The following is a 14,822-nucleotide window of genomic DNA, read 5'->3' on the forward strand; positions in this document are numbered from 1 at the left end:
GGCAAGGAAGAGTAGGGGAGAGTTATGGCAGGCCTGTTCAACATCCTTAAGGTCACCGTCAGCGAGGACAAGATCTGCGCGCATGTGCTGGTGAACCCCGGCATGCCGCTCATGACCTCGGAGGACATCGAGGCCACGGCGCGCGTGTACTACCTGGTGCCCGCGATTGCCAAGCACCTGTGCCTAGGCGATTCCGGTCGTGAATTCCAGGACTGCATGGGCCAGACCGAGCTTTGCCATCTGCTTGAGCACGTGACAGTGGAGCTCATGAACGAGACCGGTCTCGCCGGCAGCATTTCGTGCGGCCGTACCCGCGTAAGCGAGCACGATGAGCGTGTCTTTGAGGTTGAGCTTTCATGCCCCGATGACGCGCTGGCCATCGGCGCGCTGTCTTCGGCGACCTTTATGATGGACTGGGCTTATCTGCACGCCGACCAGCCTGCCCCTGACGTGGAGGGCACGGTCGCGGGCCTGCGCAACCTGGTGCTGGGTATGCGCGCCGAGGCCGAGGGCAAGGATCCGCACGAGGCCATCGCCGCCGCAAACGCCGAGGACGGGGCCGAAGGCGAGGCTCCTGCCGATTCCGAACCCGGCGTCGAGGCAGCTGCTGAGGAAGCCGTCGAGTCCGAGCCCGTGGAGCCCCAGGGTGTTCCGAGCTTCGACGATGAGCTGCAGGAGGCAATCGATACCGAGGGCGCGACCGCCGAGAGCCACGAGGCCCCCGCTGCCGTCTACGGTGGCGCGGCGACGGTTCCGGCAGGCCCCGCACAGGAAGGTGCGCTTCCGCTCGTTGATGGCGCCGGCGAGGACCCGGCCGCCACGGTGGCCATGCCTGCCATACCGCAGGAGTAGGCTCACTCGCTTATCACCATCATGTACCTGCGCTTTTACCGTACGCAGATGAGCGCGACGGCAAGTGTTGCGCTGCGGGTATAATGGACAGCATTCAAACGGTGGGCATCGAGGTGCCCGCAGGAGAGGAATGATCATGGGAAAGACTTTCAGCTTTGTCTCCGGTGCGCTCTTTGGCGCTGCCGCCGGCGCTATCATCGGCGTTGCTCTGGCCCCGCGCTCGGGTGCCGAGACCCGTGCCATGGCCGCCGATATCGCCAACGATGCCTGGGACAACATGCGCGACACCTACGAGCACGGTGCCGAGGAGGCTCGTGCCGCGGTCAACGACTTTGGTCCGATGGTCGACGCCAAGACCGATGACCTGCGCGCCAAGGTCGACCTGGCCCGCGAGCGCATGGACCAGCTTCGCGAGCAGCTCAACGACGCCATCTCGGGCGGCAACGTGACGCCCGCTGCCGACGTCGTGGTCGAGAACGTCACTGAGGCCGACACCGAGGCCACGGAGCCCTCGACCGAGGCATAATGCGCGCAGGGGATTTTGTCGGCGTCAAGGTTTATCGTAAGCCTGCCGAAGACAAGCGCACCAAAAAGGACGGCACGCCGCGCAGCCCCAAAAAGCTCGGCAAGATTCACTTTCCGGTCTTTACCCCGGGCGGTACGCGCGTGGTGGGCTTTATGGTTCGCCAGTCCGATATCGCGGGCATGATCGAGCGCCCCGATCGATTTGTGGCGCTCGATGCCATCGGCGTCTATGAGGGTGCTGTCGCGGTCGACGACGTCAAGGGCACCTACGATGCCGCCGCGGCCAAGCGCCTCGATATCAACCTGGACGACTGCATCATCTGGGTTGGCATGGACGTGCGCACGGAATCGGGCGACGTCGTGGGCTACTGCTCGGACGTTGAGTTCAAGCCGCGTTCGGGTATCGTGCAGACGTTCTACGTGACCGCCGGCACTGCCTCGAGTGTGCTGGTGGGCGACACACAGATGCCGCCGACGATGTTGCGCGGCTACGAGAACGGCGCGATGATTGTCTCGGACGAGGTCAAGTCGCTCGGGTATTCGGGTGGCGCGGCCGCCAAGGCTGCCGAGGCCAGTGTCGTGGTGGGCGATAAGGTCAAGAAGGGCGCCAAGGTGCTCGATGACAAGGGATCGGCCGCCGTGGACAAGGGCAGTCGCGCACTGGGCAAGCAGCTCGGCAAGACGCGCGGTATGTTCAAGGCCTTTAAGGACGAATATCAAAAGGCGAGCGGGGGCTCGTCAAAAGCTAGCAAATAGCGACGTACCAAATGACGGGGGGCGAGCCGGAGACATGTTGCTCCGGCTCGCTGTGTTTATGGGGGAGGGCACATGCGCCAAAACGGATCTAACTTAAACGGGCGCTCGGGTGCGCGTCCGACGGCGCGACGCGACCTGGGGCAGCTGCCCAGCGGTCAGCGTCGACGTCGCCGTAAACCCGGCGCGATGTACCTCAACCACAGCCGTGGGTTTAGCGATCGCAGCGCGCGCATCGGCAACGGGCGCTCACCGCGCCGACCGTCCCGCCTGCCCTATGCGCTCATCGCTGTCGGCTGTGCGCTCGTGCTGTTTATCGCTGCCGTCGTGGGCTATGTCAATCGCAGCGTGGACATTGTGCTCAATGGGGAGCAGGCTTCGGTGCGCGTGGGCTCCACGTTGCAGAACCTTATCGATGATCAAGGCCTGATCGACACCTACGATGCCGGCGACTTGTTGGCTGTCGACGATAGCGTGCTTACCCGCCGTGGCGGCGAAAAGCTGTCGGTGAAGGTGGACGGCAAACGGGTGAAGCAGGGCAAGTGGAATAGCCGCGAGCTAACGGGCGGCGAGAAAGTGACGGTCAAAGACGGCCGCGACACGTACGAGAAGCACGAGGTCCAGGTCACGACCATTGAGCCCAAGTTGAAGGTCGAGGGCACGGGCGCTATCGAATACGTTAAAACCTGGGGCGTTCGGGGCCGCTCCGAGGTATGGGTCGGCGAGCAGTCGGGCAAGACGCAGGACCGCGGCGAGGTCGTGCCCGCCACCGACTGCGTAGTCGAGTGCGCGAGCGTAGCGCCCAAGGGCAACGAAAAGTACGTGGCCCTGACATTTGACGAGGGTCCGAGCGGCGCGACCAAGCAGGTCTTGCAGGTGCTCAAGGAAAAGGGCGTCACGGCGACGTTTTTCCTTTCGGGCGATGCTGCGGAAGCCTCGCCCGCTACTGCCAAAGCGATTGTCGATGCCGGATGCGAGATCGGCTCCAACAGCTACAGCGATGATTCGCTCAAGGGCGAGGATCGTGAGGCGGTGCGCAAGCAGATCACGAAGGGCACCGAGGCGATTAAGTCGGCGACCGGCGTCGAGACGATGTTGCTGCGTGCTCCCTACGCCGCGTTTGACGAGCAAAACTGGATCGATGCGATGGACCTGGTGTCTGCCGTGGTCTCGTGGAATGTCGATTCGGGCGACTGGCTGCTCAACGGCGCCGACGAACAGGTTTCGACAGTGCTCGAATCGGTGACTCCGGGCAACATTGTTTTGTTCACCGATAGCGACGAGTGCTCCGAACAGACGCTCGAAGCGCTGCCGCAGATCATCGATGGCCTTGTCGCCAAGGGCTACAAGATCGTGACGCTGAGCGATTTGGTTAAGACGGATACGTCGCTGAGCAAAAAACTCACCTCGCTAACGAAGACTTCCATGCCCAAGAACGCCGTGTTTCCCCAGCTCGCCGAAGATAACGACACCGCAGACTAGTCATGGGGGACGTTCTTAAACGACTGTGTCACGGATGCGTCAGCGTTTGATATGCCTGCGATGTTTGGAGCATAAATTTGGCGTCACGGCGCGATGCTGATGCTATAGTTACTGCGGATAACAAGGGTCAAGAGAAAGGTTGCAGGTGAAATCCAAACCTCGACCATACAGTCGATGACCCCTTGCAGGTGCTTCTTGCGCATGCACGGGGTGTGAGCGCCGAGCGGTGTGCCGCCCGCGCATGCGTATACATATCTAAAAGTCCACGGATGGCGTGCCGGCATGGCCACGGTCCGAAGGAATAATGATGGGGAGCACCAGTGAATTATCTGAGTGAGATGCTCAAGCTGCCGGTCTTGGACGTCGATGGCGAAAAGCTCGGCGTTGTGAACGATTTTGGCATTGCTACCGGCGAAGTTTTTCCGCACGTGACGTCGCTCGCGTTCCGCGGTCCCGGCAAGACGCCGTTTATGATCAGCTGGCGAAAATGGGTCGACCGTATCGACGAGACGGGCGTATACCTTAAGACGTCGGCCACCGAAATCCGTTTTTCGTACCTGCAGCCGACCGAACTCTTGCTCGCGCGCGACGTGCTCAATAAACAAATCGTCGACACGCAGGGCATGAAGGTCGTGCGCGTAAACGACATCAAGTTTTCCATGTCGGGCGAAAATCAGCTGCGCCTGCTGGGTGCCGAAGTCGGTGCCCGCGGTCTGCTGCGCGCCATCAGCCCCGCTCTTGAACATGTCGTCGAGGGCTTTATGAAGCACCTGGGCAAACCGCTCGGCGAGGACATCATCGCCTGGTCCTACATGGACCTGCTCGATCGCTCGACTAAGAACATCCAGCTGTCGGTGTCGCATAAGACGCTCGGCGAGCTGCATCCTGCCGACATTGCCGACATTATCGAGCAGCTCGATCCTCGCCTGCGCGCGCAGGTGTTCGCGCAGCTCGACACCGCCCAGGCCGCCGAGGCCATCTCGGAGTTCGATGACGACGAGCTCATGACCGAGATGCTCGAGGGCCTGTCCGACACGGATGCGTCGTCGATGCTGGCCATGATGGACCCGGACGACGCCGCCGACCTGATCGACGAGCTCGATTACGAGAAGGCCGAGAAGCTCCTGCGCCTGATGGGCGTTCAGGAGGAGAAGGCGATTCGTAACCTGCTGGGCTATGAGGAAAACACTGCCGGCCGCATTATGACCTCGGAGTTTGTCTCCCTGCCTGCCACGGCGACGGTCGGTGACGCCATCGAGGCGATCCGCAAGCTCGACGAGGATTTCGAAAGCGTCTACTACGTCTATACCGAGGATCCGAGCGGTATGCTGACCGGCGTGCTCTCGCTGCGCACGCTGATCGTGGCTGACCGCGACGCCACGCTGGGCCAGCTGGCCTACCGCGACCTGGTTTATGTGTCGCCCGACGAGGACCAGGAAGACGTAACGGACGAGATGACCAAGTACGACCTGGTCGCCATCCCCGTTTGCGATGAGAACCGACATATCTTGGGCATTGTGACCTTCGACGACGCCATGGACGTTATCGCCGAGGAGCACCAGGAGGACCTGCAGATCGCAGGCGTCGGCTCGGGCGATAGCGCGTCCGACGACTCGACGAATGTGCTCAGCTGGTTTGTGCATCGCCAGTACTGGGTTGTCGTGTGGGGCATTTCCTCGTGCATCATGGCGGCAGTGCTGGGGACGGCGCTGGGCTCCGCGCATCTGGTGGTGTTCCCCATGTGCGCCATGCCGCTCGTGCTGCTGGCTGCCTCGCGTATGGTGTCGTTCGTCAAGAACTACTTCCTGGAGTACGACGGCCATGACGATGAACCCAAGCCGTATCTGGGATTCTTCTTCCAGAGCACGGGCATGGGCCTGATCCTGTCGCTCGTGACCTACCTGTGCGCTCAGCTGGTGCGCACCACGGCGTTCCCCGACGCGCCCATGCTTGAGGAGCAGCTCTTTACCGGCTGCTTTAACATCGCGGCCATCGTCTGCCTGATTGGTAACATGAGCGCTGTGATTTACCTGATGGTGCTGTTCTGGCGTGACGAGCACGACCTCAATACGTCGGGTACCGCTATGAACGTCATTGCCGTCATGATCTCGTGCGTGGCGTACTGTGCCGCTGCGGTGCTGCTCACCATGTCGGTCATGGGTTAGGTGGTCGCGTGCAAAATAGCAAGCAAAAGCAGGGCACCAAGCAAAAGCTGACCATCGCGGCCATCTTTGGTGCCATGGGCCCTGGCCTTCTGGCGGCGCTTTCGGGCAATGACGCCGGCGGCATCGCCACGTATTCCAGCGCCGGTGCCAGCTATGGTTACAAGATGCTCTGGATGCTTCCCGTCATGACCGTGCTGCTCATCGTGACGCAGGAGACCGCGGCGCGTTGCGGCTGCGTGACGGGCAAGGGCCTGGCCTCGCTCATTCGCGAGCGCTTTGGCGTGCGCAAGAGCGTGCTGGCCATGGCGGCGCTGCTGATTGCCAACACAGCCGTGACCATTTCGGAGTTTGCGGGTATCGCGAGCGGCCTTGCCCTCTTTGGCGTGCCGGCGAGCATCTCGGTGCCGCTGGTGGCGCTGATGATTTGGATGCTTACCATGTCGGGTAGCTTCCAGCGCATCGAGAAGATTCTGTTGCTGGTGAGCTGCGTGTTTGTGACCTACATTGTCGCTGCAATTATGGCTGGTCCCAGTTGGGGCGAGGTGGCGGTCGATTTGGTTGTACCCAACATTCAAAATGACCCCAGCTACGTGTCGCTTGTGGTCGCGACGATCGGTACCACCATCGCGCCCTGGATGATTTTCCTGGCACAGAACAACGTGGTCGATAAGAATGCGGGCGAGGACGATATCGTGTTGCAGCGCATCGATACCGTGAGCGGCTCGATTGCCGCCGATGTCATTGCCGGTTTTATTATCATCACGACCGGTACGGTATTGTTCCCCGCGGGCATTCAGATTAGCGACGCTGCAGACGCTGCCCGCGCGCTGGAGCCCATTGCGGGCCAGTGGTCCACGGTGCTGTTTGCCTCGGGCCTGGTCGCGGCGAGCTTCTTGGCCGCCTGTGTGCTGCCGGGCGTTACGTCCAGCGCTATCTGCGAGGCGTTTGGCTGGGAACGCGGTGCCGATCGCAGCTGGGACGAGGCCCCGGTCTATCGCGGCATCATTACGGCAATCATTGGCATTTCTGCCGTGCTGGTGCTCATGCCCGGCGTCGACCTGTTCCAGATTATGATGACCTCGCAGGTCATCAACGGCGTGTTGCTGCCCGTGGTTCTGGTGTTCCAGGTGGTTATTGCCGCCGATCGACACATTATGGGCGCCAACCGCAACGGCCGTGTGTGGAATGTACTCACTTGGGCGACTATCGGCGTTATTACGGTGCTGACGGTCGTCATGTTTGTTCTGCAAGCGATGGGTTACAGCGCGTAGCACCTCTCTTGGACTCTAAACAGGCCGCCGCCATGGGCTGCGGCCTGTTTTTGTCTGCTATAGGGTGCTAGTTATATACCGATGTGCAGCCATAAAGCCGCCTCTGGGGTGAATTAACAGCCCAGAGGCGGCTTTGTAAGTCGCGGAAGTGGTCCCAAGTGCCGGATTGTAAGCAGATTTGGCTGTGCGTTACTTGTCGGTGCCTAGCTTGTGCGGTTTGTAGGCGAGGGCGTTGACGAGTGCCTCGGCAGCGGATTTGACAGCCGCCGGCTGCGGATCGTTAACGTGGTCCTCGGGGTGCACGGGTAGGTCCTTCTTGACGGCATCGTGGATGAGCTTAAGGTACTCGGTCACACCGGCGGTCGAAAGATGCGTGCCGTCGCCATCGAACAGGTCGTTGCGGTTGGCGCTGTGCCCGTACCAGTCGATAACGCGTACATTCTTGTAGCGCGTAGCGGCGTTGGCGATGGCTTGGTTCGTGGACCCGACCCACGGCTGCGGGCTGCGCGTGTTTACAAACACGACAATACGCTGATCACCGGCGTCGGCCATGATCGCGTCGACCTGGGCGTCCGTTACCAAACCGTTGGTGCCCAGGGCAAAGACCACGATCTTGCCGGCAAGGTTCTGCTGGATATAGCCCTCAAATGTCGCGCGGCCCGCATCAAACTGGCGGCCCTTTTCGGCATCGATGTGGCTGTGCGGGAACACGCCGTCAAAGGCATCGACGGCGCGCAGGGACACGGAGTCGCCAATCATTAGCAGGTCGTAGGCTCCGTCGGGGAAGCCGTCGTCGTCTTTGTCGGAGTCGTCGGCCGCCTGCTGATCTTGAGGCTTTGCATTTTTGGCCTCCTTGTTTAGGATTTCGGCGCCCTCGCCGCTCAGCGCGGATGTGTCGGGCACAAAGACCAGGCCGCCCAGCGCCACAACAAGCACGACGGCGCAAACGGCGCAGGTGGGGACATGTGCGCGCATCCAGCCGGCGGGCGTGGTGGTGCCGTCGCGGAGCTCGGAAACGGTGCGCCCAAAAGCGCCCTTCCTAAACGGCGTTTCGATAAAGCGATAGGAGCACTCGGCCACGGCGACCACCAACAACACCTGCAAAATGTAGTGCCACCAGGGCGTGTCGTTAATGTTGGCGACCGGGTTCATAAGCAGCAGCAGCGGATAATGCCACAGGTAGATGCTGTAGGAGCGCTTGCCGATCCATACGAGCGGCTCGGCGGCCAAGGCCCGTGCGACCATGCCCTGGGGCTGCACGCATGCCGCGATAACCATCAGTGTGAGGATGGAGCACAGCAGCGTGCCTCCGCGATACTGAAACGCGGTATAGCCGTTGGTGAGCGCGACCATGGCGGCGAGTCCGACCAGGCCAACGACGCCCATCAAATCGATGGATGCGGGGGAGGACCAAAAGCGTGCGAGCTCACTTGGCTTTGTCGTGGCGGCCTCGGCGGTGTCGCTCTTTGACTTGCCGTGCTTGGCGGCGCCGGCCAGTCGGTCGAGCCCCAGATGGCGGACAAGGCGCGCAGGCGCCAGGTCGCGGTCGGGGATAAAGGCCATCCAGGCGCCCAGCAGCAACGAGAACACGCGGGTGTCGGTGCCGTAGTACACGCGGCTGGGGTCGGTGGCGGGGTTGTAGAGCACCATCATGGCGACGGCGGAGACGGCGGCGAGGCCCAGGACCACGCGGCGCGTGTTGGGCTTGCTCATGTGCACCGACACCATGGCGAGCAGCAGCGGCGGCCAAATAAGATAGAACTGTTCCTCGATGGCAAGCGACCAAAAGTGCGTGAGCGGCGAGGGGTCGCCCAGGGCGTTAAAGTACGAAACGTCCTGCATGATCTGCCACCAGTTATTAAAGAACAGCAGCGACGGCAGGATGTCGGGGCGCATCTTGGTGAGCATCACATGGTTAAAGACAGTGCACAGTGCGCAGGTCACCACCACGACGGTTACCACGGCGGGGAACAGGCGACGGATGCGGCGGATCCAGAAGCTCTTGAGATCGATACGACCGGTCTTTGCGATTTCGTTGAGGAGCAGGCGCGTGATCAAGTATCCCGAGAGCACAAAGAAGATCGTGACGCCGAGCAGGCCGCCCTGTGCCCACGTGAGGTTGAGGTGATAGAGCACCACCGCGACAACGGCGAGCGTGCGAAGGCCGTCGAGGGCGGGGATGTAGCGAGATTTGGGACGCGTGGGCGCCTGTTCTTTTGCGGCGCTGTCGGTGCGGGCGCTCTTGTTGGCGGGCGAGCGATGGGAGCCTGCAGCGCGGCGCGGCTCGGTGGTTTGGCGGTTAGTGCGCGAACGTTCGTGCGGCGCTTGTTGATCGCTCGCATGGCGTGAGCTGCGCGAGCTCGATCGCGGGAATTGTTCCATAAAACATCATCCAATGACGAGAATAATCAGCACGCTTTCATTGTAGCCGCCTACTCCTGTGAATGCTTGCTGCTGGCGTAAGCTCAAGCGCGCGTCCACATCAAAGTGAACTAAAGTTATAGAGGTGCGAGAGCGCACGATTGACGGCCGACAGCGGGTGCAGAGCCCGCGGACGAGGAGGTTTTCATGGCAGATTGCGGCATCGTTGCGGTGTTTGGCAGCATGAACATGGACCTTTCGGTGGCGTGCGAGCGCATGCCGCGTGCGGGCGAGACCGTCGGCGGCAGCGGGTTTATCACCAACGCCGGCGGCAAAGGCGCCAACCAGGCCGTAGCAGCTGCGCGCATGGGTGCGCGCACGCGCATGATCGGCGCGGTCGGCCGCGACGCGTTTGGCTCGTCGCTCGTGGCGGGGCTCCAAGATGCTGGCGTGGACTGTGACTTTGTGGCGCGCCGCGACGACGTGGAGACGGGAACGGCGACCATCATTCGCTGTGAGGGCGATAACCGCATCGTGCTGTCGCCGGGCGCCAACCATGCACTTGCGGGCGAGGACGTTGCCCGCGCGCTGAGGCGTCTGGTGGCCGATGAGCTCGACGGCGACGCCAGCGAGATTGCCCCGGCTGCCGGAAGCGTCTTTATCGCCCAGGGCGAATGTGACCTTGCAGCGACGGCCGAGGCGTTTGTTTGCGCTCACGAGCAGGGGTTTTATACGGTCTTTAATCCAGCGCCAGCCTGCGATTTGCCTGCGGAGGTCTGGCCTGCGGTCGACCTGGTCTGTCCCAACGAGACTGAGTGCCAGGTACTGACGGGCATCTTGCCTGCAGACGATGCGAGCTGCGTCGTGGCGCTCAATGCCTTGCTCGCCAAGGGTGCCGGCGCCGCGGTCATCACGCTGGGCGGCGCCGGCTCGGTTACGCTCGGCGACGACGGCGAGCTGCTGCGCATGCCGGCGCTTTCGAGCGCGGTGGTCGATACGACGGCCGCGGGCGATACATTTATCGGTGCGCTTGCCGCGGCTCGTTTGGAGGGCCTGCCGCTCTTTGAGTGCATGGCCGCGGGTGCTCGCGCCTCGGCAGTGACGGTGTCGCGCTTGGGCGCGCAGCAGTCGATTCCCACGCGCACCGAAGTTGAGCGCGTGTTTGGTTTAGACGATTTAGTACAAGACGGAGAAGCGGAGTAGAACAATGGCAACCAAGAAGCTGATCCTTGATCTGGATATGGGTGTGGACGATGCGATGGCGCTTGCCTATGCCATCGCGAGCCCCGAGGTTGAGCTCGTGGGCATTACCACGTGTTTTGGCAACGTGCGCGTCGACCAGTCGGCGCGCAACTGCCTGGCGGTGCTTGACCTGTTGGGCCGTCCCGAGGTGCCGGTGTACCTGGGTGCCGACCGTCCTCTGCAGGCGACTGAGCCCTATACGCCGCCGGCGTCCACCGTACTCATTCACGGCAAGAACGGCATCGGCGGCGCGAGCGTGCCCGCGTCGCCCTACGAGCCGGTGGGGGCGACGTCGGCCGATGGCAACGCTGCAGTCGATTATCTAATCGATGCCGCGCGCACTTATGGTCCCGATCTGGTCTACGTAGCGACCGGCCCGCTCTCCAACCTGGCGCTTGCCCTGGAGCGCGATGCGACGGCGGTGATGTCTATTGGCCGCGTGGTGGTGATGGGCGGCGCCCTGACCGTGCCCGGCAACGTGAGCGCGGGTGCCGAGGCCAACATGGCAAGCGATCCCGAGGCGGCCGATGCCGTGCTGCGTTCGGGCCGCAAGCTCACTATGGTGGGCCTGGATGTGACGCATCGCGTGGTGCTCACGCGTCGCGACATTGCCGGATGGACGGGCTCGGGCACCATGGCGGGCTGTGCGTTTGCGAGCATGGTCGAGCACTACATTGGCTCGTACGAGATGAACGCACCCTACCTGGGTGGTTGTGCGCTGCACGATCCGCTGGCCGTCGCCGTGGCGATCGACCCCACGCTCGTGGGTGCGCTCGGCTGCAATCTGCGTGTTGATCTGCTGGGCGAGTATCGCGGCCGCACCATTTGCGACGAGCATCGCCTGTCCGATCCGGACAAGAGCGCGCTTGTGGCGCTGACCGTGGATGCCCCGCGCTTCCTGTCCGAGTTCAAGACGCGCATGGCCCGTGTTCTTGGCTAGATGATTTCCGTGCCCCGCCCCATGTAGTCAATTTGGGACGGGGCTTTTTTAGCTACCGAGTAAATGTGCCCGTTGGGGGAATAGTCGTGCCACTTCGCTTGACAACAGGCTAAACTAGCTCATAAACATTTACTACTCTGTTTAGATTGAATTTGCGGTCGTTTAGTTGTCGAGTCATCAAGTTGCGATGCTCCGCCACGGCCGTTGCTAGGGGGAACAATGGCCAAAGCAAGTGTTCGCGAGATCAGCCGCATCACCGGATTTTCGCCTGCGACCGTGTCCAACGCGCTCAACCGCAAGCGCAGCGTGAGTGAAGAGACCGCCAAGGTCATCCTGGAGTGCGCGCAATCGCTTGGCTATCAGCAGTCGACGCAGCTCGAGAGCATTCAGTTTGTGCTCGCGCGCAAGACGGGTGCCATCTTGGACGAGAGCACCTTCCATCCCGCGGTCATCGAGGGCGTGGAGCGCCAGGCGCGTCGTCACGGCATGAGCACGAGCTTTGTCTCGCTCGACTTTAGCGACTTGGACGCCGTGCGTCCGCAGGTCGAGGGCCTGATCGCCGATCCGTCCGCCGCTATCGTGCTGATGGGTACCGAGCTGGGCGAGGAAGACTACGCCCTGTTTGCCAACACTGCCGCCCACCTGATCGTGCTCGATGGCTGGAGCGATCGTCAGTACTTCGATGCCGTAGTCATTGCCAACACCGACTCGGTGCTGCGCGCCGTGGATCACCTCATCGAGAAAGGTCACAGGCAGATCGGCTATCTGGCAGGCGACCTTCGCATCCGCAACTTTAAGGATCGCGAGCGCGGCTATCGCCAAGCGCTTGAGGACGCAGACCTTGAGGCCAACCCGACATGGCGCGTCACGCTGGGCACCACGCTCGAGGGCGCCTATCGCGACATGGGCGCATGGCTCGACAGCGTCTCGCGCGACGACCTGCCGACGGCTTTCTTTGCCGAAAACGACGTGCTCGCCGTAGGCGCCATGCGCGCGCTCAACGAGCACGGTATTCGCGTGCCCGAGGATGTCTCGATCATCGGCTTTGACGACCTATCTCTGGGTGCCTTCTCCAACCCGCCGCTCACCACGGTGCACGTTCCCAAGCACGAGGTGGGTGAGATCGCGGTGCGCCGCCTGGTGGGCAACATCCGCAATCCCAAGAGCTATACCTGCAAGACAGCCGTATCGACCTATTTTGTCGAGCGTCAGAGCGTGCGTGAGATGTAGGCAAAGGCAACGCCGGGCCGCAGGGCGGCAAAGCCGTCGACGCGACCATTTCGTACACTGCCTAGCATGATTTTTTGGGACGGGATTAAAAACTCATTGATCCCCGTCCCGGGCAGCTCATTTGGGACGGGGCTTTTTTGACTGGTATGATTGGTGCGACCATTCGAACCAGCTAAAAGAGCCCCGTCCCAAATTGACTATCGAGAGGATCTGCCATGGAGCGCATCGCGAGCTTTTCCGTTGACCATTTGCTGCTTGAGCCCGGCGTGTATGTGAGCCGCATCGACCGCGATCCGGCGACCGGCGCTGTCGTTACCACCTTTGATCTGCGCCTGACCACGCCCAACAAGGAGCCGGTCATGAACACGGCCGAGTGCCACACCATCGAGCACCTAGGCGCGACATTCCTTCGCAACCATGCCGAGTGGTCGAGCCGCATTGTCTACTTTGGCCCCATGGGCTGCCGCACGGGCTTTTACCTGGTCGTGTTTGGCGAGGTGACGAGCGAGGAGATTCTGCCGCTCGTGCGTGAGTTGTTTGAGTTTGTCGCCGACTTTGAGGGCGATGTCCCCGGAGCCGCTCCCGAGGAGTGCGGCAACTACCTGGACCAGAACCTTCCCATGGCAAACTGGCTTGCGCGCCGCTACCTCGACCGCGACCTGGCCGATATCGACGAGAAGCACCTGCACTATCAGCAGGCGTAAGGGCTTATCGCCCAAAACGCGCGCATTGGGCGCCTTCGCTTATGCGGGGGCGCCTTTTTGTTGAGTGGTCTGGACGAGCGTTCAAAATCGCGACTTATAGGACAAAATGTGTGTCCACGTTGGGGGCATCGGCGCAGGTCGATGCCCCTTTTTCAGCCGTTTAAATTCCGTGCCCGCTTTTAACCGCTCGGACAGAATGTGTGTCCGGTTGCCTATCGTTACCGCAGCTAGATAACCTTTTCCGGAACCGTTAAATACCCTTTCGGAAGAGGTGCCCATGAAGGCCGTTTATTGCCCCTACTGCGGCGGTCGGACCAAGCGCAACGGCAGGACCTCATCGGGGTCCCAGCGGTGGAGATGCACGGCCTGCGGCGCGTCGACGACGGTGAGGTACGACGACACGGCGACGAGGCTGGACGAGTTCCTCGGGTGGCTCCTCTCCAAGGACTCCCAGGCGGCGATGCCGGGCGGCGGGCGGTCCTTCAGGCGCAGGACGGCCGAGTTCTGGGAGGTCTGGCCCATGCCCGTCCCCGACGGCGAGCTGCACCGCGTGCTCTACGTCGACGGGATCTGGGTCGCGCGCGACCTCGTGGTGCTCATATGCTGCAGCGGCGAGAGGGTGGTCTCCTGGTACATGGCAAGGTCGGAGAACTCGAGGGCGTGGTCGGCCCTCATGGCGCCGATCCCGGCGCCCGAGGTGGTCGTCACCGACGGCGGGAGCGGGTTCGCCAAGGCCGTGCGCGAGACCTGGCCGCGCACCAGGGTCCAGAGATGCACCTTCCACGCCTTCTCGCAGGTCAAGCGCTACACGACGACGCGGCCGAAGCTCCAGGCGGGGCGCGAGCTCTACCTCATCGCGCGCGACCTCATGGGAATCGAGACGCTGCACCAGGCCGAGCTCTGGGTCGAGCGCTACCTCGACTGGTGCGGGTTCTGGGCCGACTTCCTGGAGGACAGAACCGTGGTGGACGGCAGGAGGGTCTACACCCACGAGAGGCTGAGGCGGGCGCGCTCGTCGCTGTCGTCGCTGGTGTCGGCGGGGACGCTGTTCGCCTACCTCGACCCCGCCCTGGCCAAGGCCGGCCCGCTGCCGTCGACCAACAACATGATCGAGGGAGGGGTGAACTCGCAGCTGAGGGCCGTCCTGCGCAACCACCGGGGGCTGACGTCTGTTAGCGTCAATCTATTTTTCACCAGTTTCGCTAAACAGGCGCACCGTTCGCGCAAAGGCGGTTTCACCGGTTGCGCTAACGTATTTTCACCGATTCCGGTCACGGCTTGACGGGCCCGTCCCTCG

12 protein-coding genes are annotated in these 14,822 nt (G+C 62.2%); 11 read left to right on the top strand and 1 reads right to left on the bottom strand.

The window, feature by feature from the left end; all coding sequences use genetic code 11:
* The first annotated feature begins 24 nt into the window (after positions 1-24).
* From FYJ40_RS04195 to FYJ40_RS04220, 6 genes are all read left to right on the top strand, one after another.
* The gene (locus FYJ40_RS04195; RefSeq protein ID WP_229770657.1) at positions 25-852 is read left to right on the top strand and encodes a hypothetical protein; all 828 of its coding nucleotides are present in this window, start codon (positions 25-27) and stop codon (positions 850-852) included.
* Between the two features lie 136 nt (positions 853-988).
* A complete protein-coding gene (locus tag FYJ40_RS04200; RefSeq protein ID WP_154516595.1) occupies positions 989-1,378 on the top strand; it encodes a YtxH domain-containing protein in 390 nt (129 codons plus the stop codon).
* Complete coding sequence (locus FYJ40_RS04205) at positions 1,378-2,133, top strand: PRC-barrel domain containing protein (RefSeq protein WP_154516592.1); 756 nt, start codon at positions 1,378-1,380, stop codon at positions 2,131-2,133. Before FYJ40_RS04200 ends, FYJ40_RS04205 begins: the two co-directional genes overlap by 1 nt.
* 72 nt (positions 2,134-2,205) lie before the next feature.
* Positions 2,206-3,612 carry a polysaccharide deacetylase family protein gene (locus FYJ40_RS04210; protein WP_229770658.1) on the top strand — a complete coding sequence of 469 codons (1,407 nt, stop codon included), beginning with the start codon at positions 2,206-2,208 and terminating at the stop codon, positions 3,610-3,612.
* A 320-nt stretch (positions 3,613-3,932) separates the two neighbouring features.
* A complete protein-coding gene (locus tag FYJ40_RS04215; protein WP_370450605.1) occupies positions 3,933-5,777 on the top strand; it encodes a magnesium transporter in 1,845 nt (614 codons plus the stop codon).
* Positions 5,778-5,851: 74 nt separating this feature from the next.
* The gene (locus tag FYJ40_RS04220) at positions 5,852-7,048 is read left to right on the top strand and encodes an Nramp family divalent metal transporter (RefSeq protein WP_154516859.1); all 1,197 of its coding nucleotides are present in this window, start codon (positions 5,852-5,854) and stop codon (positions 7,046-7,048) included.
* Positions 7,049-7,237: 189 nt separating this feature from the next.
* On the opposite strand, the gene FYJ40_RS04225 is transcribed toward FYJ40_RS04220, so the two are convergent.
* A complete protein-coding gene (locus FYJ40_RS04225) occupies positions 7,238-9,430 on the bottom strand; it encodes an acyltransferase family protein (protein ID WP_154516589.1) in 2,193 nt (730 codons plus the stop codon).
* 186 nt (positions 9,431-9,616) lie between these two features.
* On the opposite strand from FYJ40_RS04225, the gene FYJ40_RS04230 reads away from it, so the two are divergent.
* The 5 genes from FYJ40_RS04230 to FYJ40_RS04250 all read left to right on the top strand — a co-directional run bounded on the left by FYJ40_RS04230 (position 9,617) and on the right by FYJ40_RS04250 (position 14,807).
* Positions 9,617-10,612 (top strand): ribokinase, encoded by a 996-nt coding sequence (locus FYJ40_RS04230; protein WP_154516586.1) that lies wholly within the window; start codon positions 9,617-9,619, stop codon positions 10,610-10,612.
* A 4-nt stretch (positions 10,613-10,616) separates the two neighbouring features.
* On the top strand, positions 10,617-11,591 hold the full coding sequence (locus tag FYJ40_RS04235; RefSeq protein ID WP_154516583.1) for a nucleoside hydrolase: 975 nt from the start codon (positions 10,617-10,619) through the stop codon (positions 11,589-11,591).
* Between the two features lie 219 nt (positions 11,592-11,810).
* A complete protein-coding gene (locus tag FYJ40_RS04240; protein WP_154516580.1) occupies positions 11,811-12,821 on the top strand; it encodes a LacI family DNA-binding transcriptional regulator in 1,011 nt (336 codons plus the stop codon).
* A 215-nt stretch (positions 12,822-13,036) separates the two neighbouring features.
* Positions 13,037-13,525, top strand: a complete 489-nt coding sequence (locus tag FYJ40_RS04245) for an S-ribosylhomocysteine lyase (RefSeq protein WP_154516577.1) — start codon at positions 13,037-13,039, stop codon at positions 13,523-13,525.
* 277 nt (positions 13,526-13,802) lie between these two features.
* Positions 13,803-14,807 (top strand): IS1249 family transposase, encoded by a 1,005-nt coding sequence (locus FYJ40_RS04250; protein WP_154516574.1) that lies wholly within the window; start codon positions 13,803-13,805, stop codon positions 14,805-14,807.
* The last annotated feature ends 15 nt before the right edge of the window (positions 14,808-14,822 follow it).

This window comes from Collinsella sp. WCA1-178-WT-3 (M1) (assembly GCF_009696325.1).
Classification (GTDB): Bacteria; Actinomycetota; Coriobacteriia; order Coriobacteriales; family Coriobacteriaceae; genus Collinsella.